The 24,274-nt window shown below is 66.9% G+C and carries 25 protein-coding genes; 9 read left to right on the top strand and 16 right to left on the bottom strand.

Features of this window, described 5'->3' with window-relative positions:
- Positions 1–285: 285 nt before the first annotated feature.
- From pyk to N0B71_RS03205, 3 genes are all read right to left on the bottom strand, one after another.
- The gene (pyk, locus tag N0B71_RS03215) at positions 286–1,737 is read right to left on the bottom strand and encodes a pyruvate kinase (protein ID WP_259757269.1); all 1,452 of its coding nucleotides are present in this window, start codon (positions 1,735–1,737) and stop codon (positions 286–288) included.
- A gap of 93 nt (positions 1,738–1,830) precedes the next feature.
- Positions 1,831–2,739, bottom strand: a complete 909-nt coding sequence (locus N0B71_RS03210; protein WP_259757268.1) for a universal stress protein — start codon at positions 2,737–2,739, stop codon at positions 1,831–1,833.
- 91 nt (positions 2,740–2,830) lie between these two features.
- Entirely contained in the window at positions 2,831–3,655 is an 825-nt protein-coding gene (locus tag N0B71_RS03205) for an outer membrane assembly lipoprotein YfiO (protein WP_259757267.1), read from the bottom strand.
- Positions 3,656–3,754: 99 nt separating this feature from the next.
- Here N0B71_RS03205 and N0B71_RS03200 point away from each other — a divergent pair, with 99 nt between their 5' ends.
- From N0B71_RS03200 to N0B71_RS03190, 3 genes are all read left to right on the top strand, one after another.
- Complete coding sequence (locus N0B71_RS03200; protein WP_259757266.1) at positions 3,755–4,123, top strand: hypothetical protein; 369 nt, start codon at positions 3,755–3,757, stop codon at positions 4,121–4,123.
- A gap of 98 nt (positions 4,124–4,221) precedes the next feature.
- Complete coding sequence (locus N0B71_RS03195) at positions 4,222–4,644, top strand: DUF4124 domain-containing protein (protein WP_259757265.1); 423 nt, start codon at positions 4,222–4,224, stop codon at positions 4,642–4,644.
- Positions 4,645–4,704: 60 nt separating this feature from the next.
- Positions 4,705–5,064, top strand: a complete 360-nt coding sequence (locus N0B71_RS03190; protein ID WP_259757264.1) for a PilZ domain-containing protein — start codon at positions 4,705–4,707, stop codon at positions 5,062–5,064.
- 116 nt (positions 5,065–5,180) lie between these two features.
- Here N0B71_RS03190 and N0B71_RS03185 read toward each other — a convergent pair whose 3' ends face one another.
- The 8 genes from N0B71_RS03185 to N0B71_RS03150 form a co-directional block, all read right to left on the bottom strand.
- Positions 5,181–6,509: a DUF58 domain-containing protein gene (locus tag N0B71_RS03185; RefSeq protein WP_259757263.1), complete on the bottom strand. Its 1,329-nt coding sequence runs from the start codon at positions 6,507–6,509 to the stop codon at positions 5,181–5,183.
- On the bottom strand, positions 6,506–7,516 hold the full coding sequence (locus N0B71_RS03180) for an AAA family ATPase (protein WP_259757262.1): 1,011 nt from the start codon (positions 7,514–7,516) through the stop codon (positions 6,506–6,508). Before N0B71_RS03180 ends, N0B71_RS03185 begins: the two co-directional genes overlap by 4 nt.
- Entirely contained in the window at positions 7,513–8,799 is a 1,287-nt protein-coding gene (locus N0B71_RS03175) for a DUF4350 domain-containing protein (protein WP_259757261.1), read from the bottom strand. Before N0B71_RS03175 ends, N0B71_RS03180 begins: the two co-directional genes overlap by 4 nt.
- The gene (locus N0B71_RS03170) at positions 8,796–10,391 is read right to left on the bottom strand and encodes a DUF4129 domain-containing protein (protein WP_259757259.1); all 1,596 of its coding nucleotides are present in this window, start codon (positions 10,389–10,391) and stop codon (positions 8,796–8,798) included. The genes N0B71_RS03175 and N0B71_RS03170 overlap by 4 nt, the downstream gene beginning before the upstream one ends.
- On the bottom strand, positions 10,378–11,364 hold the full coding sequence (locus N0B71_RS03165; protein ID WP_259757258.1) for a stage II sporulation protein M: 987 nt from the start codon (positions 11,362–11,364) through the stop codon (positions 10,378–10,380). Before N0B71_RS03165 ends, N0B71_RS03170 begins: the two co-directional genes overlap by 14 nt.
- A complete protein-coding gene (locus N0B71_RS03160; protein ID WP_259759464.1) occupies positions 11,361–12,119 on the bottom strand; it encodes an RDD family protein in 759 nt (252 codons plus the stop codon). The genes N0B71_RS03165 and N0B71_RS03160 overlap by 4 nt, the downstream gene beginning before the upstream one ends.
- A 55-nt stretch (positions 12,120–12,174) precedes the next feature.
- A complete protein-coding gene (locus N0B71_RS03155) occupies positions 12,175–12,942 on the bottom strand; it encodes a hypothetical protein (RefSeq protein WP_259757257.1) in 768 nt (255 codons plus the stop codon).
- Positions 12,943–13,083: 141 nt separating this feature from the next.
- Complete coding sequence (locus N0B71_RS03150; protein ID WP_259757256.1) at positions 13,084–13,899, bottom strand: DUF975 family protein; 816 nt, start codon at positions 13,897–13,899, stop codon at positions 13,084–13,086.
- Positions 13,900–14,041: 142 nt separating this feature from the next.
- Between N0B71_RS03150 and sbcB the strand changes: the two genes are divergently transcribed.
- Positions 14,042–15,472, top strand: a complete 1,431-nt coding sequence (gene sbcB / locus N0B71_RS03145) for an exodeoxyribonuclease I (RefSeq protein ID WP_259757255.1) — start codon at positions 14,042–14,044, stop codon at positions 15,470–15,472.
- A gap of 70 nt (positions 15,473–15,542) precedes the next feature.
- Here sbcB and mvaT read toward each other — a convergent pair whose 3' ends face one another.
- Complete coding sequence (gene mvaT, locus N0B71_RS03140; RefSeq protein WP_259757254.1) at positions 15,543–15,917, bottom strand: histone-like nucleoid-structuring protein MvaT; 375 nt, start codon at positions 15,915–15,917, stop codon at positions 15,543–15,545.
- Between the two features lie 258 nt (positions 15,918–16,175).
- Between mvaT and purU the strand changes: the two genes are divergently transcribed.
- Together purU and N0B71_RS03130 are read left to right on the top strand one after the other, a co-directional pair.
- Positions 16,176–17,027 carry a formyltetrahydrofolate deformylase gene (purU, locus tag N0B71_RS03135; RefSeq protein ID WP_017519713.1) on the top strand — a complete coding sequence of 284 codons (852 nt, stop codon included), beginning with the start codon at positions 16,176–16,178 and terminating at the stop codon, positions 17,025–17,027.
- Between the two features lie 87 nt (positions 17,028–17,114).
- Positions 17,115–17,300 (top strand): hypothetical protein, encoded by a 186-nt coding sequence (locus N0B71_RS03130; RefSeq protein ID WP_259757253.1) that lies wholly within the window; start codon positions 17,115–17,117, stop codon positions 17,298–17,300.
- 3 nt (positions 17,301–17,303) lie between these two features.
- Here N0B71_RS03130 and N0B71_RS03125 read toward each other — a convergent pair whose 3' ends face one another.
- The 3 genes from N0B71_RS03125 to upp form a co-directional block, all read right to left on the bottom strand.
- On the bottom strand, positions 17,304–18,302 hold the full coding sequence (locus N0B71_RS03125; RefSeq protein ID WP_259757252.1) for a lysylphosphatidylglycerol synthase transmembrane domain-containing protein: 999 nt from the start codon (positions 18,300–18,302) through the stop codon (positions 17,304–17,306).
- A gap of 159 nt (positions 18,303–18,461) precedes the next feature.
- Positions 18,462–19,763, bottom strand: coding sequence for a uracil-xanthine permease family protein (locus N0B71_RS03120; protein WP_259757251.1), 1,302 nt, complete (start codon positions 19,761–19,763; stop codon positions 18,462–18,464).
- Positions 19,764–19,766: 3 nt separating this feature from the next.
- The gene (upp, locus tag N0B71_RS03115) at positions 19,767–20,405 is read right to left on the bottom strand and encodes a uracil phosphoribosyltransferase (protein WP_259757250.1); all 639 of its coding nucleotides are present in this window, start codon (positions 20,403–20,405) and stop codon (positions 19,767–19,769) included.
- Positions 20,406–20,560: 155 nt separating this feature from the next.
- Here upp and N0B71_RS03110 point away from each other — a divergent pair, with 155 nt between their 5' ends.
- The 3 genes from N0B71_RS03110 (at position 20,561) to N0B71_RS03100 (ending at position 23,234) form a co-directional block, all read left to right on the top strand.
- A complete protein-coding gene (locus tag N0B71_RS03110; RefSeq protein ID WP_259757249.1) occupies positions 20,561–21,118 on the top strand; it encodes a hypoxanthine-guanine phosphoribosyltransferase in 558 nt (185 codons plus the stop codon).
- 2 nt (positions 21,119–21,120) lie between these two features.
- Positions 21,121–21,594 carry a WbuC family cupin fold metalloprotein gene (locus tag N0B71_RS03105; RefSeq protein WP_259757248.1) on the top strand — a complete coding sequence of 158 codons (474 nt, stop codon included), beginning with the start codon at positions 21,121–21,123 and terminating at the stop codon, positions 21,592–21,594.
- A gap of 215 nt (positions 21,595–21,809) precedes the next feature.
- Positions 21,810–23,234: an aldehyde dehydrogenase family protein gene (locus N0B71_RS03100; protein WP_259757247.1), complete on the top strand. Its 1,425-nt coding sequence runs from the start codon at positions 21,810–21,812 to the stop codon at positions 23,232–23,234.
- Here the strand turns inward: N0B71_RS03100 and N0B71_RS03095 are convergent.
- The gene (locus N0B71_RS03095; protein ID WP_259757246.1) at positions 23,218–24,135 is read right to left on the bottom strand and encodes a LysR family transcriptional regulator; all 918 of its coding nucleotides are present in this window, start codon (positions 24,133–24,135) and stop codon (positions 23,218–23,220) included. The genes N0B71_RS03100 and N0B71_RS03095 overlap by 17 nt on opposite strands.
- Positions 24,136–24,274 lie beyond the last annotated feature (139 nt).

Below are 24,274 nucleotides of genomic sequence, written 5' to 3'. Positions count from 1 at the left end.
CTGCCGGTTGCCCACAGTCGATGTGGAAGGCCCTGTGGATAACCTCTGGTGCAACCGCTGCAGGCCAGGCACCACGCGCCTTGAAGCAGATTGAGCAAGAAGTGAACTGCCAGCGGAATCTGGCGAGCGGCTCTTCGTAGGAGCGAGCTTGCTCGCGAACAGCCCAGCCGTAGAATTGCCGGCGAGCCCGGTTCGCGAGCAAGCTCGCTCCTACAGGTACAGCGCTGCATCAGAAACGAAAAGGCCGCCCGAAGGCGGCCTTTTCATTTTTCACTCACGGCAGGGTCAGACCAGCAGGTCGCCCACGTGCAGCACCTTCATGGTGTTGGTGCCGCCCTGGGCGGTGTAACTGTCACCCTTGGTCAGGATCACCCAGTCACCGGTGGTCACCACGCCACGCTGCAGCAGCGCGTCGACGGCCTCCTGGCTGACACGCTCCGGCGGCAGGGCGGCCGGGTCGAACGGGATGGTCTCCACGCCACGGAACAGCGCCACGCGGGCCTGGGTTTCGCGGTGCGGGGAGTAGGCGAAGATCGGTACCGAGGAGCGGATGCGCGACATGATCAGCGGGGTGTAGCCGCTTTCGGTCAGGCAGATGATCGCCTTGATGCCCGGGAAATGGTTGGCGGTGTACATGGCCGCCAGGGCGATGCTCTCGTCGCAGCGCTCGAAGGTCTGGCCCAGGCGGTGGCTGGACTTCTTGGTGGTCGGGTGCTTCTCGGCGCCGGCGCAGATGCGCGCCATGGCCTTGACCGCTTCCACCGGGTATTCGCCGGCGGCGGATTCGGCGGAGAGCATCACGGCGTCGGTGTAGTCGAGCACGGCGTTGGCCACGTCGGAGACTTCCGCGCGGGTCGGCATGGGGTTGTGGATCATCGACTCCATCATCTGGGTCGCAGTGATCACGGCCTTGTTGTAGCGGCGCGCGTGCAGAATGATCTTCTTCTGGATGCCCACCAGCTCGGCATCGCCGATTTCCACGCCGAGGTCGCCACGGGCCACCATCACCGCGTCACTGGCGCGGATCAGGCCGTCCAGCGCTTCATCGTCGGCCACGGCTTCGGCGCGCTCGATCTTGGCCACCAGCCAGGCGGTGCCACCGGCCTCGGTGAGCAGGCGGCGAGCGTATTCCATGTCCTTGGCGTCACGCGGGAAGGACACGGCGACGTAGTCCAGGTCCATGCTCGCGGCCAGCTTGATGTCGGCCTTGTCCTTCTCGGTCAGGGCCGGCGCGGTGAGGCCGCCGCCACGGCGGTTGATGCCCTTGTGGTCGGACAGCGGGCCGCCGATCAGCACTTCGCAGACCAGTTCGTCCGCCTTCACTTCCTTCACCGCCATGACCACGCGGCCATCGTCCAGCAGCAGTTCGTCGCCCACGCCGCAGTCCTTCACCAGGTCCGGGTAGTCGATGCCGACCACCTGCTGGTTGCCGTCGGTGCGCGGGTGGCTGGTGGAGAAGCGGAAGGTGTCGCCGACTGCCAGTTCGATGCGCTTGTTGGTGAACTTGGCGATGCGGATCTTCGGTCCCTGCAGGTCGCCCAGCAGTGCCACGAAGCGGCCGTGCTTGGCGGCGAGGTCGCGCACCAGCTGGGCGCGGGCGCGGTGTTCGTCGGGCGTGCCGTGGGAGAAGTTCAGGCGGGCGACGTCGATCCCGGCGAGGATCAGCTGCTCCAGGACTTCGGGGGAATTGCTGGCTGGGCCGAGGGTGGCGACGATCTTGGTGCGGCGAAGGGACATGCGGGACTCCTAGGGGAAAGCAGCGGTCAGGCCGCTCCCGGAGTGGGTCCGGAACGGCCAGGGCGCCATCTTACTCTCTTTCAGGTGACTCTTTCAGGTGAGCGGTCTGATCACCAGCAGATCACATTCGACTTCTTCGAAGACCCGCTCGGCGGTCTGGCCGATCAGTGCGTTGTCGAGCTGCCCGCGGGCGACGGCGCCCATCAGCAGCAGGTCGATGGCCTGCTCCTTCACATAGGTGGGGATCACTTCCTCGGCGAAGCCCTGGGCCAACCGCGTGCGCTGCCGGTCGATCTCGGGGTAGTACGCCAGCAGGGCGTCGAAGGCGTCGCGGTGGTGGGCCTCGGTGCGCAGCACGTAGTTATCGTAGTCGGCCAGCAGTTCGGCATTGAACGCCAGGGTGTGCGGCAGGGCCATGTAGGCATGCAGGTAATGGTCGTCGAGCTGCAGACGCTGCCCCAGTTCGCGGGCTACCTGGATCAGGCGGTGATCCAGCGCGGCCGGGGCGTCGCCGGCGTGCACGGGATCCACCGCGGCGCACAGGTTGTTGCCGGCCCATTCGCCGTGCTGCACCAGCCACAGCGGCTGCGGGCAGTGACGGATCAGCTGCCAGTCGTTGTTGGTGAGGAACAGGCGCTTGAGCAGGTTGTGGTGGCGCGCGGACTTGAGGACCAGGTCGGGGGTGGTCTGCTCGCAGTGGAGCACGACCTGCTGGTGCAGGGACTTGCCCCAGCGCACCTGGCACTGCACGTCCTGCCCGCTGGCGCGCAGCGGTTCGGCCAGGTGCTGCAACCAGGCCAGGCGTTCGTCCAGCAGGTTGCGCTGGGCGGCGTCGAGATCGCCGCGATCCAGCAGCAGGGCGTTGTCCAGCGCCGGGTTGTACTCGCAGACCAGCAGCTCCAGGCGCGCGCCGCAGCGCAGGGCGATCCAGCGCGCGCGGGTGAGGGCAGGCTGGTCGACGCGGGTCGGGTCGATGATGACGAGCAGGTGCTGCAGCTTCATGGCGGTGTCCTCGCGCTCAATGCAGAGCAAGCGTAGACACTGGCGCCGGCCGCGCGCCTTGACCTGGCTCAGCGGTGCGCGGCGTGTGCCGTCAGCGGCGCGGCGAGGTCTGGTTCAGCGCGCGGTCCAGGTGGCGGGCGCCTTTCTCGGCCAGTTCGCCCCGGGGGAATTCGGCGAGCTGGCGGCGCAGGTAGGCGATGGCCTTCTCGCGGTCCGGGTGCGGGTTGTCCGGCGCCATGTACATCAGTCCCAGCTGGTACAGGGCCTTCTCGCGGATGTCCGGCGGAATGGCCGGGTCGTTGGCGCCCAGCAGGTAGAGCTGCGCTGCCTCGTCGACGCGGTCCTTGAGTACGGCGCGGCGCGACAGCAGCGTCATGTCCGGGTCGAGGGTCGGCTTGTTCAGGTCCAGGTTGTACTGCGGCTGCCAGTCGGCCAGCAGCTGTTTGGCGGTCTTGTGCACCGGCTCCTTGGCCCGCTGGCGGATGATCAGCTGGCGGGCATCGGCGTGTTCGGCGGCCTTGGTGCCGGGGAATTCGCGGTCGATGCGCTGGAAGTAGTCCAGCGCCTTCTGATCGTCGCGCTGGTCGTTGTAGCGGCTCATGTAGATCAGGCCGATCTGGTACAGCGCGATGGCGCGCACTTCCGGGCTGTAGCGGGTGTTGTCGTAGCCGGTGAGGTAGAGCTTTTCGGCGTCGCTGCTCTTGCCGTCGCGGATGGCCTGGGCGCTGTAGGTCAGCAGGTCACCTTCCTCTTCCACGGCGGCGGTCATGCGCTTGTTCTTGAGTTGCTTGTACTCGGCCACTTCGCCCGTGGTGACCTGGGCGACGAACAGCGGCGTGGTCGGCGCGCAGGCGGCGAGCCAGGGCAGCAGCACGGCGAGCGGCAGGGCGGTCGAGAGGGCGTGAGCGAAACGCATGGCAGCTCCTTTGCGCCAGGGCGAGGTCCACGTGAGTCTAGTGGCGGGCTACAGTACGGCCAAGACGGGCCGATACACTTCCCAACGGAGGATATGCCCATGCGAACCCTTTTCCTCGCGCTGCTGGCGCTGAGTGTTACCGGCTGCACCAGCTGGTCGATGAACTATCACCTGAACAATGCCTACCGCGCCTACAAGAACGGCGACTGCCAGCGTGTGCAACTGGAACTCTCGGAAACCGAGCGCAAGGCCCGCGCGCGGCCCTGGATGCAGCCGGAGATCTCGATGCTGCGCGGCCAGTGCCTGGAGCGCGAGAAGTTCTACGTCGATGCGGCGCAGACCTACCAGTTCATCATCGCCCGCTACCCCACCAGCGAGTACGCTTACCGGGCCAAGGCGCGGCTGGAAACGCTGCGCCTCAACGGCCGCCTGCCCAACGACCTGCGCCTCGATCCGCCCGTGCGGTGACGGTCGCCGTGACCGCCGCCGGACCGACGGTCACGAGTCGACTTGAGCGCCGCCCATAGCTGGCTAATCTCTTCAGTGCTCCTTGCAAGGAGGTTCGAATGCGCGCCCTGTGGCTCTGCGCCTGGTGTTTCCCCCTGCTGGCTTCGGCGGATATCTACCGCTGGACCGACGCTCAGGGAAAGGTGCACTTCAGCGAAACACCGCCGCCCGGGGCGCAACGTGTCGAGGTCAAGCCGCAGGTGGTCGAGCGTGATGCGGCGACCCGCGAGCGGGAAGAACGCACCCGCCGTTTCTACGACGCGCGTCGAGACGAAAGCACTGCCGCCCAGACCCAGGCGGCGGAGCAGCAGGCCAAGCTGGACCAGCAGTGCGCGAACTGGCGCCATGACCTGGAGTCGCTCAGTCATGGCGGGCGGTACTTCACGCAGGACGGCAGTGGTGAACGGACTTACTACAGCGATGCACAGCTCGACGCCGCTCGTCAGGCGCTCAGCGCACGACTGGCGGAAGGTTGTCGTTAGGACTGGCCCTGCCGGGGCGGCATCGTCATACTGGACGATATTTCATAGCGAAACGCCATTATGCGTCATCAACGACATATCGAGCGCCATCAGCTGCCCTACTACCTGAAGGTGTTCAACAGCATCACCGACAAACCGATGGGCTACCTGGGCAACGTGTCGCTGGACGGGCTGTTGCTGATCAGCCAGCTGCCGATGCTGGTGGGTGGCCGCTTCGAGATGCGCCTGAAGATCCCGGGGCACGACGGCAAGCTGCAACTGATCGAGTTCGCCGCCACCTGCCAGTGGTGCCGCGAAGACGTCAATCCGGGCCACTACGACTCCGGCTTCAGCCTGGCCGCGCCGCCGATGGAATACGTCGAGCTGGTGGATGCGCTACGCCGTTATTTCAGTTTTCGCCGGCAGGTGGAGTCGGTCTGAAGCGCAGGATGCGCTGACCGATCTGCACGGTGTGGGACGCCAGGAAGGGCGTCGGGTTGTGGCGCCAGACCCTTTCTCCTCTTGCCGCCTGGCGCGGGCCGAGGAGGCGCGGGCTTTTACAGCGCGCCCGCTTTCTTCCAGCCCAGATAGCGGCTGATCAGTTCCGGCCCCAGCTGGCTCGGCCGCGTGTCGAGCACTGGCACCCCATGGGCTGCCAGCGTCTCGTGGAGCCCGGCGCGGGCGTTCAGGTAATCCACCGCGCCGCAGTACGCCAGTGCGTCCTCGAAACCCTCTACCGGGGCCTGGCGCAGGCGGTCCAGCACTTCCTCGCGCAGGCTCGCTACCAGCACGCGGTGCTGGCGGCCGAGGCGCTTCACCGCCGCCACCAGTTCCTCGTCGTCCTCGTCGCGCAGGTTGGTCACGATCACCACCAGCGCGCGGCGGCGCTGGCGCGTCAGCACGGCCTGCACGGCGGCGGGGAAGTCCGCCGGGCGCTGGCTGCTGCGCAGGTCATAGACGCTGTTGAGCAGGGCGGTGAGCTGGGCGCTGCCCTTGGCCGGCGGCAGGTGACGCGGCTGGTCGCCGGCAAAGGTCATCAGGCCCACCGCATCGCCCTGGCGCAGGGCGACGTAGGCCAGCAGCAGGCTGGCGTTGAGCGAATGGTCGAAGTGCGAGAGGTCGCCATCGTGGCTGCGCATGCGCCGGCCGCAGTCGAGCAGGAAGAGGATCTGCTGGTCGCGCTCGTCCTGGTATTCGCGGGCGATGGGCGTGCGCTTGCGCGCGGTGGCCTTCCAGTCGATCTGCCGCAAAGTGTCGCCGTCGCGGAATTCGCGCAACTGGTGGAAATCCAGACCCAGGCCGCGGCGCTGCCCGGCGCGCACGCCGATGCGGTTGAGCCAGTGATCGACGGCCATCAGTTCGGCGCCGTAGAGCCTGGCGAAGTCGGGGTAGACGCGGGTTTCGTCGCGTTGTTCGAGGTAGCGCCGGCCCTTCCACAGACGTAACGGGCTGGACAGCTCGATCTCGCAGCGCGGGAAGACGAAATGCCCGCGCGACAGCGGGCGCACGCGATAGCCCAGCTCGGTCTGCTCGCCGGGGTGCAGCTCGACGGTCTGCGGCAGGTACTCGAACGCCATGCCGGCGGGCAGGTGGTCGAACACCGTGATGCGCTGGGGCTGGGCGTAGCGATGCTGGAAGTGCAGGCGCACCTCGCTCCAGCGACCCAGCGGCAGGTTGCCGCTCAGTTGACGGCGCACCGTCGGCGAGGGCGTGCGGCGCAGCCACAGGGCATCGGCCAGCGCCAGCAGCGCCAGCGCGCAGAGCGCGCCCCACCAGACACGGCCGAGCAGCGCCGAGCCTGAATCCAGCGCCTGCGCCGCACCCAGGGCGATGGCCAGCGCCAGCAGGACACCGAGCAGCGCGAGCAGCGCGCGCGAGGGCTTCATACGCGCGGCGCCGGTACCTGGTCGAGCAACTGTTGCAGCACCTGATCCACCGACAGGCCTTCGATCTCCAGTTCCGGCGACAGCCGCACGCGATGGCGCAGCACCGCCAGGGCACTGCCTTTCACGTCGTCGGGGACCACGAAATCGCCACCGCGCAGCAGGGCGCGGGCCCTGGCGCAGCGCACCAGGGCGATGGACGCACGCGGCCCGGCGCCCAGCGCCAGACCCGGCCAGTTGCGGGTGGTGCGGGCGATGCGCACGGCGTAGTCGAGCACCTGGTCATCGATGGGTAGGTCGGCGGCGATCTTCTGCAGCGCCAGCACGTCCTTGTCCTTGAGCAGGGCGCGCATCGGCGCCACGTCGAGCATGTCGCTGCGCGCGGAGCGGGTGACCTGGCGCACCAGGGTCTGCTCCTCGGCCTCCAGCGGATAGTCGATGCGCAGCTTGAGCATGAAGCGGTCGAGCTCGGCCTCGGGCAGCGGGTAGGTGCCTTCCTGCTCGATGGGGTTCTGCGTCGCCAGCACCATGAACGGCTGCGGCACCGGCAGGGCGCGGCCTTCGAGGGTGACCTGGCGTTCCTGCATCACTTCCAGCAGGGCGGCCTGGGTCTTGGCCGGGGCGCGGTTGATCTCGTCGGCCAGCAGCAGGTGGGTGAACACCGGGCCCTTGCGCAGCTTGAACTGCTCGGTGGCGAGGTCGTACACCGCGTGGCCGGTGACGTCGCTGGGCATCAGGTCGGGGGTGAACTGGATGCGCGCGAAGCCGCCGTCGAAGCAGCGGGCGAGGGCGCGCACCAGCAGGGTCTTGCCCAGGCCGGGAACCCCTTCGATGAGGACGTGGCCGCCGGCGAGCAGGGCGGTGAGCACGTCGTCGATCACCACCTGCTGGCCGATCAGGGCCTTCTGCAGTTCGTGGCGCAGCGCCTGGGCCAACTGGCTGGCGCGCTGGCGCTGGGCGGCGGCGTTGGATGCGGTGGGGCTGGACGGTTCAGGCGTCTGTTCGCTCATAGGGCATTCCTGAGGCTTTGCAGGTGCGCGACCTGGCGGGTGAATTCGGCGACGGCCATGCGCTGTTGCGGGCAGGGGCGCATGGCCTGGCTGATGGCGCTGACCGACATGCGCGTCATGCGGCCTAGAGCTTGCCATTGTTCGGCGACCGGCAGGCGGTCGAAGCCGGGCTGGCGTTGCCGCGCCCGGCGCATCACGTCACGTTGCAGGCCCTGCAGCAGGGCGAGCTGGCCGCGCTGGCGGAGGTTGAAGTCGGCGCTGGCGCGCAGGTGTTCTTCCAGTTGCCGACGGCTGCGATCGGGGTTGGGTTGCAGCGGCCCCTGGCGCAGGCCGTTGCGCCAGAGCAGCAGCACCAGCAGCAGGGCGGCGGCCAGCATCGCCTGCGGGAAGTAGCGCAGCAGCAGGGTCAACAGGCTGGTGCCGTCGGCCCGGTAGACCAGGGTGACGGCGCTGTCCTGGGTCAGGTACCAGAGCAGCCAGGCGTTGTCGTAGGCGTCGAGTTCGCCGTTCTGCCAGATCCAGTTGTCGGTGAGCACGGTGATCAGCCCCTGGCCCTGCTGCAGTTGCAGCAGGTGGGTGGAGTCGCCGCTGTTGGCCCAGGCATAGGCCAGGTTCTTCGAGTCGAACAGGTGGTAGTCGGTGTCGAAGTCGATGTAGGCCGGCGCCTTTTCGTTTTCCAGGTAGAGCTTGGTCAGGTTCGGGTAGGGATCGGCCTCCGTCGCCTCGCTGTCGGGAGCGCTGGAGGCCTGGTCCGGATGCTCGTCTTCCACTTCCGGTTTGGCATCGTGCTGTGGAGAGGCGTCCGCCGCATCGGTCGATGGCTCGTCGGACGGCGCCGTTTTTTCGTCGTCCTTGTCCTTCAGGTCAGCCGTGAGGAATTGCTGCACGCCCAGTTGGTCCAGCAGCAGGTCGCCGCTCTTGCCTTCCTCCTCGTCCCACAGGCTTTCGGCGGTGACGATGAGATGGCCGCCGCGCTTGACCCAGTCGAGCAGACGGGCGTTCTGCGTGGGTGTGACGTTCTCGCGGGTGCCCAGCAGGATCAGGGTCTGGCCCTGGCTCGGCAGATGGTCCAGCACTTCCATGCCGCGGGCGGTGGTCACGTGGATGCCCCGGCCGCGCAGGTACATCTCGGCGGCGAGATAGGGGTTGGCGCGGGCCTCGGGCGAGGCGCCGTGCTCAAGGGTCTCGGTGTAGGGCTCGAGGTTGCGATACAGGTAGTAGCCGATGCCGCCGAGCACCAGCAGCGCGAGCAGTACCAGCAGGGCGAGATTGCCGCGCTTCATGCCGGCACCTCGCGGCCGAACAGGTGGCGCCATTCGCCGCACAGCTGTTCCTTGAGGCCGGCCTGGGGCGCGCGGTGGCCATAGGCGAGCGCCTGCCATTGCTGGGTCAGGCTGTGTGCGAAGTTGTCCAGCGGCGGGTCGTTGAGTTCGGCCACGCGCTGCAGCACTTCCCCTTCGGTGGTGGATTCACGCAGCGGCACGCGGAAGTCGTGCAGCAGGCGGCTGAGCAGGGCGCGGTAGAGCAGGCCGAGGGCGGCGCGGGGCTGCTCGTCCCACAGGCGCTCGGCTTCGCTGGCGACGTCGCTGGGCAGGGTTTCCGGCGCCAGGTCCAGCCCGAACAGCACGCTGGGCGCTTCGCGGTGCGGTTTCTGCGGCAGGCCGATGCGGCCGACGAACAGCCGCAGCCATTCGCGGTAGCGCCAGATGACCAGGGCGACCAGGGCGAACAGCAGGCCCCAGAGCAGCACTTCGATACCCTGGGCGGCGAACTTGAAGGCCTTCCAGTTTTCCAGCGCCTCGAAGAAGTGCTTCAGGCGCTTGGCTTCGTCCGGGTCGGCCGGCTTCTTCTGTTGCTCCTCTTCATGCAGACGCCAGCGGGTGACCGTTTCACTGTTCTTGAAGGGCGGTGCGGCGAGGATCTTTTGCGCCGCACTGCGCGAATCTTCGCTGTTGAGCTTCTGTTGGGTCAGCCGCGCACCCTGCGGGCCATCGGGGTTCTGGTCGGGCAGCGGGCAGCTATGGCTGGCCTGGCTGCCGGTTTGCGTGCCGGCGGCCAGGGCGTCAGGGGCCGGCAGCAGGGCGAGGACGCCGGCGACCACCAGCAGCAGGGCGTAGGCGCTGCCGACCAGGCGCTGGCGCAGGCGACGGAACACCAGTTCGATGTCCCAGGCTTCCAGCTCGGTGCGGCGGTTCAGGTAGAGGGTGAAGCCGCAGGCCACGTACACCGGCTCCCAGACGACCAGCAGCAGCGCGTAGATCAGGTTGCTGACGTGCTCGAGCCACGCCCAGTCGCCCTGTGCCACGCTGATCAGCGACTGCCATTTCCAGTCGTCCACCCATTGCTGCGGCAGCATCAGGTACATCAGCGCGGAAAGGCCCAGCCACAGCGCCAGCTCGAAATGCATGCCGACGATGGTCAGCCAGGTGGCGCCGCCGGCATTGCGCTGGCCGAGCACCACCAGGCGCTGGCTGCGCGCCTGGCCCGTGAGGCCTTCGAGCTGCAGTACCGGCAGGTCGAAGCTGCGGGTCGGGCTCAGCCGCCGCCAGAGCAGGCTGGGCAGCAGTTGCGTCTTGAGCAGGCCGGGGAAGGCTCTGAGCGCTTCCTTCACGGTCGGTGTATCGCCGAACAGCGAGCGCGACAGGATGTACAGCGGCAGGCGCTCGAAGGCGGGCTTGAGCCACCAGAAGATCAGGATCGCCCAGCTGGAGTAGTTCCACAGCAGCACCGAGAGCAGCACGAACACCGGCAAGGTGACGGCTGCCCAGCTGGCCATCAGCACGCCGGCGTGACGCCGCGCGAGGAGGATGCCGAGGTCCAGCGCTTCCCAGGCGCTGCGCGGGCGGATGGCGACGCTGGCGTCAGTCAGGCGCATGTCGGCTCCGTCCGGCGAGGAGGAAGTAGCTGCCCACCAGCAGCCACAGGCCGGCGCCGACGAGGTATTTCACGGTGGCCGAGAACTGCGTCATGGACGACCAGTAGCCCTCGACGAAGGCGGCGATCAACAGCATCAGGATCACCCCGCCGATCAATTGCACGGCGCGGGCGGCGGCCTGGCGCAGCGCTTCCAGGCGGCTCAGGCGGCCGGGGGCGAGCAGCGCCCAGCCGAGCTTGAGGCCGGCGGCGCCGGAGAAGGTGATGGCGGTCAGCTCGAAGGCGCCGTGGCCGATGACGAAGGACCAGAAGGTCTCGATGTAGCCGACCTGGGTCAGGTGGCCGGCAACCGTGCCGATCATCAGGCCGTTGAACAGCAGGAAGAACAGGCTGCCGACGCAGAACAGCAGGCCGCTGGCGAAGGTCTGAAAGGCGATGCCGATGTTGTTCATGATGTAGTAGCCGAACATCTGCCAGTCATCGCCGGCGTCGCGCGTGCTCATCGGGCCCAGTCGCGTGGATTCGGGCGAGTACATCGACTCCATCTCGGAAACCCGCTCCGGTGCCATGACGCTGTAGACCAGGTCGGGGAAGTGATAGACCAGCACGCCCATCAGCAGCAGGCTGCCGTAGAACAGCAGGCTGGCGATGGCGATGCTGCGCCATTCCTCGCGCACCAGGCGCGGAAAGCCGGCGATCAGGAAGGCCAGGATGCGCGCGCCCAGGTGGCTGCGGTGGCGGTAGAACTGCTGGTGCCCGCGCATGGCGAGTTGCTGCAGTTGGTCGATCAGGTGGCTGCTGTAGCCGCGCTCCTGGGCCAGGGCGAGTTGCTGGCAGATGCGTCGGTAGTCGGCGGCGAACGTGTCGGTTTTTTCACCGGTCTGCTGGCGCTTGCCGCTTTCCAGTTGCTCCAGGCATTTGCCGAAGCGCTTCCAGCTGTCCTGGTGGCGTTGTTCGAAAAAGGCCTGCTTCATGGGTGGCCCGTCCCGTTGCCGAGCAAGCCGCTGGCGATGCGGTTCAGGCGAGCCTCGGCCTGGTCGGCGGCGACGCCCAGCGGTTGCGCGAGAATGCCGGCCAGCTCCTCACGGCGCGCGGCGGAGAGTTGCGTGCCGCGCTCGGCGAAACTCATCAGCGCGCGCTGTTCTTCAAGGCTCAGCGGCCAGGGCGCGAGTTCGGGCGGGGAGTCCGGCACGTGGGGGCGGCTGGGCGGCGGGTCGCGGTAGATCACCAGGGTGCCGGCGGCGAGATCCCCCAGGCGTTTGAAGGCGGCATTGGACAGGCAACTGAGCAGGCCGAGCGTGTAGGCGAACGGCAGGATATCGGCGAAGCGCAGCAGGTTGCGCAGCAGCGAGGCGGACCAGCCGATCGGCGTGCCGTCGTCGTGCACCACGCGCAGGCCCATCATCTGTTTGCCGGGCGAGCGGCCCTGGTTGAGCACTTCGAACAGGACCATGTACCACCAGGTCATGATGAAGGTGAGGATCAGCCCCAGGCCGGTGCCCAGTTCGCCGAGAAAGGCCAGCAGCATGAACAGCGCGACCATCAGCAGGACGCGGATGCCCAGGTCGATGAGGTAGGCCAGGGCACGGGGGACGACGCCAGCGGGACGCAGCAGCAGGTCGATGCCTTCCGGAGTCTCCACGTGGTAGCGGGTATCCAGGACGGGCGCGGTGGATGAAAAGTCTGCTGGGCTCAAGGGAAACCGCTGTCGATGACGTAAGAGCCAGATGCTAGCCAGCGCGGTGCGGCGAGGCAACCGCGCGGGCAGGGTCAGGCCGATTTGATCAGTTGGCCGGCGGCAGTACGCCGAAAATGGTGCGGTACAGCACACCGATGGAGATGACGGCCAGCGGCAGGGTCCAGACCAGGCCGATGCCGAGCGGAATGGCGCTCACCATCATGATCACGCCCAGCACCAGGAACAGGCCGAAGACCTTGAACCAGTGCTGGGTGATGGCCTTGCGCGACGCTTCCAGCGCTTGCCAGGGGCTGAGCTTGCGCTCGACCACCAGCGGGATCGCCAGGATGTAGGCGATGCTCAGGTAGAGGCCCGGCAGGATCAGCAGCAACAGGCCCACGTAGATCAGCACGGTCATCACAAGGCCGGTGATCAGCAGCGGCACGAACTGGCCGAAGTGGCTGAACATCTCGTTGAAGGAGATGGGCTGGTCGGCCGCGCGGCGGATGCCGATCAGGTTGATGCCCGCCATGATCGGGTAGCCCACGGTGCCGGCGAGGATGCCGACGATGGTCTGCAGGACCAGCGCTGTGGCGCTGGGCTCGGCGCCGGAGGCCGCGTAGCCCACGCCGAGGATCATGCCCAGCACGAAGCTGAACACCTGGACCAGCACGGCGTAGACGATGACGCCGGCGATGATCAGGCCCTTGGTGCCGCTGACGCGTTGCCAGGCTTCCTTGATCAGGCCGTCGATGGAGAAGTCATAGCCGCGGGCCAGGGCTTCGTCGATGCTCGGGACCGTGCCGCTGGCAATCGGGTCCTGCAGGGCGCTGGTAGGGGTTGCAAAGGGGTTGGGAGAGGTATCGGTGCTCATTGGGATGCTCCAGGGGCGCTGACTGGGCGCCGGAGTTTGACGGGGCAGGCTAATGCCGGTCGTAGGAACGCTTCTCGAATAATCCGTGGAAACTTCCGCTGTGCCTGCAGGCGGCCGGCCCGGCCGCCTGCGGGGACTGGGTCACGGCTTGCTGGGCAGTACGCCGAAGATGGTGCGGTACAGCACACCGATGGCGACGATCAGCCACGGCACCAGCCAGATCAGCGCGATGCCCAGGGTCAGGCCGCTGAGGCTGAACAGCAGGCCGAACACCAGCAGCAGGCCGAAGACCTTGAACCAGTGTTGGCTGATGGCCTTGCGCGAAGCCTCAAGGGCCGCCCACGGCGACAGGCCGCGCTCGACCACCAGCGGCACGGCGAGCAGGTAGGCGATGCTCAGGTAGATGCCCGGCAGCACGAAGAGCAGGTAGCCGATGAAGATCATCAGCGTGCTCAGCAGCACGCAGGCGACGACCTGGAAGGTGCGGCCGAAGTGGCTGAAGATCTCGTTGAAGCGCAGCGGCTGGTCTGCCGCGCGGCGGATGCCGAGCATGTTCACGCCCGCCAGCAGCGGGTAGCACAAGGCGGTGGCGGCGAGGCTGACGATGATGGTGCCGAGAACGAAGGCGAGGATCGCGCCGACCGCCAGGCCACCGGCGGCGTCGCTGTCCCCGAGCAGCCCCAGGCCTGCGATGCCGGCCGCGCCGGCGACGGTGAGGAACAGGCTGAGCACGTTGATCAGGACGAAGATCGCCGCGTAGAAGACCACGAAGCCGCCGAGGATCAGGCCCTTGGTGCCCTTGGTGCGGCGCCAGGATTCGCCCAGCAGGTCGCCGATGCGGAAGTCATAGCCGCGGCTCAGGGCCTGGGCGATGGAGGGCACGCTGCCGTGCGCCGCGCCGGGCTCGAGGTTGCTCAGCGGAACGCTGTAGGGATTGGGTGTCGCGATGTCTTGCATGAGGAAAGTCCTTTCCAGTGGGGTGTCCTTGCGACGCCCATCATAAAGGCGGGGGCTGGCTGGGAGCCAGCGAGGCGTTTTGGAAGTGTGGCCAGCCGCACTGTTAGACTGCGACGCACTCGCTTGCAGGCAAGGAAAAATCATGAGCGCCAGCATCTTCTGGTACGACTACGAAACCACCGGTATCGACCCGCGCCGCGACCGCCCGTTGCAGGTGGCGGGCATTCGGACGGACGAGGACCTCAACGAGATCGGCGAGTCGCTGAACCTCTATTGCCGTCCCAGCGACGACATCCTGCCGCACCCGGCCGCCTGCCTGGTCACCGGCATCACCCCCGCGCGCCTGGAAGAGCGCGGCCTGGGCGAGGCCGAATTCATGACCCGGCTGTACGCCGAACTGGCGCAGCCGGGCACCTGCGTGGCGGGCTACAACACCCTGCGCTTCGACGACGAGGTGACGCGCTACAGCCTCTACCGCAACTTCTTCGACCCCTACGCCCGCGAGTGGCAGGGCGGCAACAGCCGCTGGGATCTGATCGACATGGTGCGCACCGCCTACGCGCTGCGTCCCGAAGGCATCGTCTGGCCCGAGCAGGAGGGCGTCGTCAGCCTCAAGCTGGAGCGCCTCACCGCGGCCAACGGCATCGACCATGGGCAGGCGCACGATGCGCTCTCCGACGTGCGCGCCACCATCGCCCTGGCGCGGCTGGTGCGCGACCGCCAGCCCAAGCTCTACGACTATCTCTACCGCCTGCGCGGCAAGCAGGGGGTACTCGACCAGGTCCGCGTGCTGCAGCCGATGGTGCACATCTCCGGCATGTTCTCCGCGGCGCGGCACTACCTGTCGGTGGTACTGCCGCTGGGCTGGCATCCGCGCAACCGCAACGCGCTGATCGTCTGCGATCTGGGCGCCGACGTGTCGCCGTTGCTGGAGCTGGACGCGGACACCCTGCGCAAGCGCCTCTACACCCGTCGCGACGCGTTGGCCGAGGGCGAACTGCCGGTGCCGCTGAAGCTGCTGCATATCAACAAGTGCCCGGTGGTGGCGCCATTGTCCGTCTTGCGCCCGCAGGACCGGGAACGTATCGGCTTGAACCTTGCGGCCTGCCTCGCGGCGGCGCAGACGCTGACCGATGGCAAGGCGATCTGGCAGGACAAACTTGCGCCGTTGTATGCCGAGGAAAGTTTCGCCGGCAGTGACGATCCCGAACAGCAGTTGTATGACGGTTTTATCGGCGACCGTGATCGTCGATTGTGCGAACAGGTACGCCAGGCTGATCCCGCGCGCCTGGCCAAAGAACAATGGCCATTCGACGATGCGCGACTTCCCGAACTGCTCTTCCGTTATCGCGCGCGCAATTTCCCGGAAACTTTGACGGCCGAGCAGCAGCAACAATGGCAGGACTTCTGCCGCGCCCGCCTGAGTCAGCCGGAGTACGGCGCGCCCAATACGCTGGATAACTTCGCGGCGGCCATGGACGAACAACTGGTCAATGCAACGCCGGCCGGCCGTTTGGTCCTGCAAGAGTGGGAGAAGTATGCCCAGGTGTTGCGCGCTCGCTATAACCTGTAGAGCGTCGCAGTTTTTCTGCGGGTAATAAAAAACGCCAGCGCGAGGCTGGCGTTTTTCATCAGTGCAAGGCTTAGCCCAGCAGCGTGGCCCAGCCTTCTACGGCCTCGGCGCCCCACTTGGCTTTCCATTCCTTCAGGGTCTTGTGATTGCCGCCCTTGGTTTCGATGACTTCACCGGTGTGCGGGTTCTTGTATTGCTTGACCTTGCGAGCACGCTTGGTCGCAGTGGTCTTGGCGGCGCGCGGCGATTTGCTCAGCTTCGCGTCCGGATCGAGCAGGGCGATGACATCACGCAGGGACTTGCCGTAGCTGGCCATCAGCGCGCGAAGTTTCTCTTCGAACTCAAGCTCTTTCTTCAGCTTGTCGTCCTGCTCCAGGGATTTCAGGCGCTCCTGAAGTTCCTTGATGGCTTCTTCGGTAGCGCGGTACTCGTTGATCAGCGACATGTTGGGTACCTTGTTCTGGGTCCAGCGGTGGCGGATAGTTTGTAGCAGTCATAATAGTCAGCGAAGTTGTTCAAGTAAATACGCGGGCAAAGTTTTGTGAATAAATGCAAAAGTATTTAACTAATTCATTCCCGGGTAATTAACCGCAGCACTCGCAATGCCGTGAACCGACTCTCGTCGGCGCACCACGGCAATGGCTGATCTTTTCCCTCGCAGCCGCTAGAATGGCGGCCTTCGCGATGTATCTGGAGTACACCCATGCGCACTTTCCGACTGGTGATCGCCTGCCCCGACGGGGTCGGCATCGTCGCCAAGGTGAGTAATTTCCTGGCCACTTACAACGGCTGGATCACCGAGGCCAGTCACCATTCCGACAATGACAACGGCTGGTTCTTCATGCGGCATGAGATTCGTGCCGATTCCTTGCCGTTCGATATCGATGGTTTCCGCCAGGCGTTCGCGCCCATCGCCCGTGAGTTCTCCATGGAGTGGCGGATCACCGACTCCTCGGTGAAGAAGCGCGTCGTGCTGATGGCCAGCCGCGAGTCGCATTGCCTGGCCGACCTGCTGCACCGCTGGCACAGCGGCGAGCTGGACTGCGAGATTCCCTGCGTGATCGCCAACCACGATGACCTGCGCAGCATGGTGGAATGGCACGGCATTCCGTACTTCCACGTTCCGGTGGACCCGAAGAACAAGCAGCCGGCCTTCGAGCAGGTGTCGCGCCTGATCGACGAGCACCAGGCCGACAACGTGGTGCTGGCGCGCTACATGCAGATCCTGCCGCCGGACCTGTGCCAGAAGTACCGCCACCAGGTGATCAACATCCACCACAGCTTCCTGCCGTCCTTCGTCGGCGCCAAGCCGTACCACCAGGCCTCGCTGCGCGGCGTGAAGCTGATCGGCGCCACCTGCCACTACGTGACCGAGGAACTGGACGCCGGCCCGATCATCGAGCAGGACGTGGTGCGCATCAGCCACCGCGACAACATCGAGGACCTGGTGCGCCTGGGCAAGGACGTGGAGAAGCTGGTGCTGGCCCGCGGCCTGCGCTACCACCTGGAAGACCGCGTGCTGGTGCACGACAACAAGACCGTGGTTTTCGACTGATCCACCCGGCCTGGTTCTACACTGGGTACTTCGCAGGCACCCGCCGTCGTCCGGCGGCGGGCGCTGCGCTCAACGGAGATGGCCAGCATGCGTGACCCGAAGAACCCCGGCACCGCCACCCCGCCGCCCACCCTGGGCGAAGGCTGTACCAGCCGCTACGATCCCGACGCGCTGAGCGACGAGGATGGCACCGAGTTCCCCGGCGCCGCCGAACTCTGGGATTCGCTCAACCCCGACGCGCCTTCCGCCGACGACGAGCCCTCCGGCGACTGAGCCTCAGGCGCGCTCGCGCAGGCCGATCAGCTTGCGCAGCAGTGGCCGGCCCGCCATCACGGCGAACACCGGCGCGCCCATCACCAGGTAGAAGTAGTAGGTCACCACGCGCCAGATCAGGATGGCCGCGGCTGCCGTGGACTTGCCCACCAGCGGGGCGAGCAGCGCTGCCGAGGTCAGCTCGGTGCCGCCAGCACCGCCCGGTAGCAGCGTGGCGAGGCCTGCGGCCAGCGACAGCAGCTGGATCAGGAAGGCCCAGGCCCAGTGCAGGTCCACGCCCAGTGCCTTGAGGGTGATGTAGAGCACCGAGAAGCGCAGCGTCCAGTGGCAGCAGGTGAAGAAGAAGATCAGCAGCAGCCGGCGCTTGGGCTGGCGCAGGCAGCTCACCAGCGTGTCGCGAAAATGCAGGCATTTGCGCGCCCAGTGCAGGCGTCGGCGCGGCTTCATGCCCAGTCGCTTGAGCAGCCGGCCGTTGGCCGTGATCACCCGGCGCTGGAAGCGCGCCAGCAGGACCACGCCGAAGAAGATTCCGCCCAGCAGCACGCCGCTGGTGATCAGCGAGGTTTCCAGGTTCGGGCTGACGCTGTGCGAAAGCGCCCAGACCAGCACGGCCGCCAGCGCGCAGAGGAAGAACAGCAGGTCGCTCAACTGGTCCACGGCGAAGATCGCACTGCTGTGCGCCGGGCGCATGCCGTGGCGGGCGAGCAGGGCCATCAGCGTCAGCGGGCCGCCGGTGCCGCCCGGGGTGGCGTAGAAGGCGAATTCGGAGGCCATGATGATGCCCACCGAGCGCGCCTTGCCGATCTCGCCGGCGCGACCGTTGAGCAGCACCCGCAGCTTCTGCGCGTTGATCAGCCAGCACAGGCAGATCATGCCGAACATGAGCAGCAACTGGTCGCGGGGGAAGGCCAGCACGTGCTCGAGCATCTCCCGGCCGCCGAGGGCCAGGGGGATCAGCGACGCGCCGATCAGGCCGAGCAACAGCCAGGCGGCGCGGCTCATGGGCGCACCTGCGAGGGGGCAAACGGGACGGGCGAGGCGAAGCGGATGGGCGGTGCCTCCGGTCGGAATCGAACTGTCATGCTGAGTGGACCGTGATCGGCAGGTGGCGTTCGCCCAACTTTACGTGGGGTGGCGCCGCCCGGCGGCGGCGCCACGGCCTCATTCGGCGGGCTTCTCGGCGGAGGCGTCGCCGGCGCCTTGCTCCAGCGCCTTGTTCTGCCAGCCCTCTTCGCCCGGCAGGATCAGGTTGAGCAGGATGGCGACGATGGCGCACAGGGCGATGCCCTTCAGGCCGAAATCGTCCGGGCCGGTGCCGGTGCCGATCAGCACGCCGCCGATGCCGAACACCAGGGTGACCGAGACGATGCACAGGTTGCGCGCCTGGGACAGGTCGACCTTGTGGCGGATCAGGGTGTTCATGCCCACCGAGGCGATGGTGCCGAACAGCAGGCAGAGGATGCCGCCCATCACCGGCACCGGGATACTCTGCAGGATGGCGCCGAACTTGCCGATGAAGGCCAGGCCGATGGCGAATACCGCCGCCCAGGTCATGATCTTCGGGTTGTAGTTCTTGGTCAGCATCACCGCGCCGGTGACTTCGGCGTAGGTGGTGTTCGGCGGGCCGCCGAACAGGCCGGCAGCCGAGGTGGCGATGCCGTCGCCCAGCAGGGTGCGGTGCAGGCCCGGGGTCTTCAGGTAGTTCTTGCCGGTCACGCCGCCCACGGCGATCACCCCGCCGATGTGCTCGATGGCCGGCGCCAGCGCCACCGGAACGATGAACAGGATGGCCTGCCAGTTGAATTCCGGCGCGGTGAATTTCGGCAGCTCCAGCCAGGGCGCGGCGACGATCTTCGCCACGTCGACCACGCCGAAGGCGAAGGACAGGCCGTAGCCCACCAGCACGCCGGCGATGATCGGCACCAGGCGCAGCATGCCCTTGCCGAACACCGCGACGATCAGGGTGGTCAGCAGCGCCGGCATGGAGATGAACATGGCGGTCTTGTAGGCGATCAGCTCGGTGCCGTCGCCGGCCTTGCCCATCGCCATGTTGGCGGCGATCGGCGCCATGGCCAGGCCGATGGAGATGATCACCGGGCCGATGACCACCGGCGGCAGCAGACGGTCGATGAAACCGGTGCCCTTGATCTTCACGGCCAGGCCCAGGAAGGTGTAGACGAAGCCTGCCGCCACCACGCCGCCCATGGTCGCCGCCAGGCCGAACTGGCCCTTGGCGAGGATGATCGGGGTGATGAAGGCGAAGCTCGACGCTAGGAACACCGGGACCTGGCGGCCGGTGACGAGCTGGAACATCAGGGTGCCGAAGCCGGCGGTGAACAGCGCGACGTTCGGGTCGAGGCCAGTGATCAGCGGCATCAGCACCAGCGCGCCGAAGGCCACGAAGAGCATCTGCGCGCCAGAGATCACCTGGCGCCACAGCGGGTCGTTGTATTCATCGGCCATCGATCAGGTGTCCTTCTGCTTGGTGCCGAAGATCTTGTCGCCGGCATCGCCCAGGCCCGGCATGATGTAACCGTGCTCGTTCAGGCACTGGTCGATGGACGCGGTGAGGATGAGCACGTCCGGATGCGCATCGTTGACCGCCTTGATCCCTTCCGGCGCCGCCACCAGCACCATGGCGCGGATGTCCTTGCTGCCGGCTTTCTTCAGCAGGTTGATGGTGGCGACCATGGAACCGCCGGTGGCCAGCATCGGGTCGATGATCAGCGAGCGGCGCTCGGCGATGTCCGGCGCCAGCTTTTCCAGGTAGGTATGCGCTTCGAGGGTTTCCTCGTTGCGCGCCACGCCCACCGCGCTGACCTTGGCCCCCGGAATCAGGCTGAGCACGCCGTCGAGCATGCCGATGCCGGCGCGCAGGATCGGCACCACGGTGATCTTCTTGCCGGCGATCTTCTCGACCTGCACGGGGCCCGCCCAGCCTTCGATCTCGTAGTTCTCCAGCGGCAGGTCCTTGGTCGCCTCGTAGGTCAGCAGGGCGCCCACTTCCTGGGCCAGCTCGCGGAAGTTCTTGGTACTGATATCGTGACGGCGCATCAGTCCGATCTTGTGGCGGATCAGGGGATGGCGAATCTCGAGGACGGGCATGGATGGGTTCTCCGGACGGGCTGGCAAAAAAATTGCGGTAGCGTAATGCATCCTAGCTATCTTGGGCCACGATTGTCGGCGACATTCGTCCGCTGACCCTTGCTCCACGGCACGCCGATAGGTACCTTTGCGCACTTTTTCACCGGAGAACCCCCATGTCCGTCGATCTCGCGCACATCCGCCACGTCATGGCCGAAGCCGACTGCCTGTACACCAACGCCGAGGTCGAGGCCGCCATCGCCCGTGTTGCCGAGGCCATCAATGGCTCGCTGGCCGACACCAACCCGGTGGTGTTCTGCGTGATGAACGGTGGTCTGATCTTCTCCGGCAAGCTGCTGCCGCTGCTGAACTTCCCGCTGGAAGCGTCTTACCTGCATGCGACCCGTTACCGCAACGAGACCACCGGCGGCGAGCTGTTCTGGAAGGCAAAACCGGAAATTTCCTTCATCGACCGCGACGTGCTGATCATCGATGACATCCTCGACGAAGGGCACACCCTCTCGGCGATCATCGACTTCTGCAAGCACGCCGGCGCCAGGCGCGTGCACACCGCCGTGCTGATCGACAAGGATCACGACCGCAAGGCCCGCCCGGACCTGAAGGCCGACTACGTGGGTCTGTCCTGCGTCGACCGCTACATCTTCGGCTACGGCATGGACTACAAGGGCTACTGGCGCAACGCCGCCGGCATCTTCGCGGTCAAGGGCCTCTGAGGATGAGCGGGCCGCGTTTCCTCGACAGCGCGCTGTTCGACGAGGTGGCGGCCCGTGCCGCCGCCAGCCCCCGGCGCCGGCAGAACCACAACTTCCACGAGCAGAGCGAGCCGTGTCATCGCCTGCTCAATGCGCTGCAGCCCGACAGCTATATCCCGCCGCATTGCCACCGACACCCGGACAAGGCCGAAAGCCTGCTGGTGGTGAAGGGTGCGCTGGGCCTGCTGATCTTCTCCGACAGCGGTGAGCTGCTGACCACCCGCGTGCTGCGCGCAGGCGGCGAGTGCGTCGGCGCGGACCTGCCGCCGGGCACCTTCCACGCCATCGTGGCGCTGGAGCCGGACAGCATCATGTTCGAAGCCAAGGCCGGCCCCTTCGTCCCGCTGGGTGAAGACGAACGTGGGCAGTGGGCGCCACGCGAAGGCGAGGCGGGCGCGGCCGACTATCTGGCGTGGATGCGCGCGCAGTTCGCCTGAAGCATCTGCGCTTTTGTAGGAGCGAGCTTGCTCGCGAACCGCTTCGCGCCGGGTTTCACATCGAAGTGGGGCCCAATGTTCGCGAGCAAGCTCACTCCTACAGTTCCGTCTGATACATCTGTCCGCATCGATGCATGCATGGGCTGACTCGCATTTTTGCCGATGCATGCCCCGCCTATCCTGCGACCCTCCCACGACAACCGTCCGAGGTTCGCATGTCCCGTCTCCTGTATATCGATGGCCAGTGGCAAGCCGCCGCCAGCGGCGCCGTCCTGCGCCCGATCGCTCCCGCCACCCGTGAAGCGCTGCCGGAAGTCGCCTGCGCCGGGGCATCCGATGTGGAGCGCGCCGTCGCTGCCGCCCAGCGCGCCTTCGCCGACTGGCGACTGACCACCGCCGCCCAGCGCGCGGGTTACCTGCGCGCCTTCGCCGAGCAGCTCGAGGCGCGCCGCGAAGCCCTGACTACCTTGCAGATGCAGGCCAGTGGCAAGCCGCGCCTGGAGGCGGAAATCGATATCGGCGACGCCATCGCCACCTTCGCCTATTACGCCGAGCTGGCCGACCAGTTGGACGCCCGGCAGAACGCCGAGGTCGCCCTGCCGGACGCCGGCTACCGCTCGCAGACACGTTTCGAGCCCATCGGCGTGGTCGGCCTGATCGTGCCGTGGAACTTCCCGCTGGTGACCAGTGCCTGGAAGGTCGCGCCGGCCCTGGCGGCGGGCTGCACCGTGGTGCTCAAGCCCTCGGAAATCACTCCGCTGATCGAGCTGGTGCTGGGCGAAGTCGCCGACGCCATCGGCCTGCCAGCCGGCGTGCTGAACCTGGTGCCGGGCCTGGCCGATGCCGGTGCGGCGCTGTGCAGCCATCCGGGCATCGCCAAGCTGTCCTTCACCGGCAGCAACGTCGTCGGCCGCAAGGTCATGGAAGCCGCTGCCGCGCGCACCCTGCCGGTGGGCCTGGAGCTGGGCGGCAAGTCGCCGATCCTGGTGTTCGAGGATTGCGACCTGGACGAAGCCGTGCAGTGGATCATCGCCGGCGTCTACTGGAACGCCGGGCAGATGTGCTCCGCCACCTCGCGCCTGCTGGTGCAGGCATCCATCGCTGCGCCGCTGTTGGCGAAGCTGAAGGAGGCGGTGGAAGGCCTGCGGGTCGGCGATTCTCTGCAGGGCGAGACCGACATGGGCCCGATGACCAGCGAAGCGCAGTACCGCAAGGTGCTCGACTACTTCGCCGTGGCCCGCGACGAAGGCCTGGCCTGCCTGACCGGTGGCGAAGCGGGTGAGGGCTGGTTCATCCAGCCGACCGTGTACACCGACGTGCCGGCGGACAGCCGCCTGTGGCGCGAAGAGATCTTCGGTCCGGTGCTGTGCGTGCGCACCTTCAGCGACGAAGCGGACGCGCTGCGTCAGGCCAACGACAGTGACTTCGCCCTCGCCGCCACGGTGTGCAGCGCGGACGTGGAGCGCGCCCAGCGCGTCGCCGAGAACCTGGAGGCCGGCAACGTCTGGCTGAACTCGCCGCAGGTCGTCTTCCCGCAGACTTCCTGGGGCGGCGGCAAGCGCAGCGGCATCGGCCGCGAGCTGGGCCCGTGGGGGCTGTCGGCGTTCTTCGACATCAAGCACATCACCGCGCCGCGCTAATCGGCGCCGCACCGTGCTCCAGGCACAGGTCCTCGACCAGCGCCTGGAGCGCTTCGTTGTGCCCCGGCTCGTCGCGCACCACCAGGCTGTGGGTGATGCCGTAGCCCAGGCGGTCCGGCAGCAGGGCGCGCATCTCGCCCTGTTCCACCCAGCGTTCGGCGTAGTGGGTGGGCAGGTAGCCCAGATGGGTGCCGGCGCGCACGGCGTGCAGCACGGCCTCCATGTGCTGGGCGAACGCGGTGCTGCGCTGTGGGTCCGCCGGCAGCTGCACGTCGGCCACCGCGTAGCCGTGCTGAATCCAGTCGCAGCGTTCCAGCTCGCTGGCGTCGTTCACGGTCTGGTCGAACAACGGGTGCGCACGCCCGCAGAAGACGGCCACACGTTCGTGGTACAGCGGCTGGTAGCGCAGGTTCGGCAGGCGTCGGCTGAAACAGGCGATGGCCAGGTGCAGCCGGCCGCTGAGGACCAGGCGCTCCAGTTCGCTGGAGGACTCGATGAGAAAATGCAGGCGCACGTCCTGATCGCGGCGGTGGAAGCGGGCCAGGGTCTGGGGGATGCGCGCGTCGGGCAGGGTGGCGATGTTGTCGGCCAGGCCCAGGTGCAGTTCGCCCACCAGCCGGCCGGCAAGGGATTGCACCTGGTCGCGGAAGTCGCCCAGCGCGGCGAACAGGCTCTGCGCGTAGGCCAGTACCCGCTCGCCTTTCTCGGTCAGGCGGAAGCCGCTCTTGCCGCGCTCGCACAGCCGGTAGCCCAGACGCGTCTCCAGGCTGGCGATGTGCGTGCTGATGGTCGACTGGCCCATGCCCAGTACGCCTTGCGCGGCGGAGAAGCCACCGCAGCGCACCACGCAGGCGAAGATGCGCAGCAGGCGCAGGTCGAGGTCGGAGACGTTGTGCAGCATGCTCTGGTCGATGTGTGATGGCTTTTGCTTCGAAGCCTATCAATGTATCGGCGAGCATGCCATGTGTGCCTGTCGTGTCGCTTGGCGCGCGTGCTAGAGTGCCCGGCCCTGTCCCGCGGAGGTGATGATGTCCGTTCGC

The organism is Pseudomonas sp. GCEP-101 (assembly GCF_025133575.1).
GTDB lineage: Bacteria > Pseudomonadota > Gammaproteobacteria > Pseudomonadales > Pseudomonadaceae > Pseudomonas > Pseudomonas nitroreducens_B.
The sequence above is the reverse complement of the archived record's forward strand: the minus strand, read 5'-3'. Positions and strand labels throughout refer to the sequence as shown.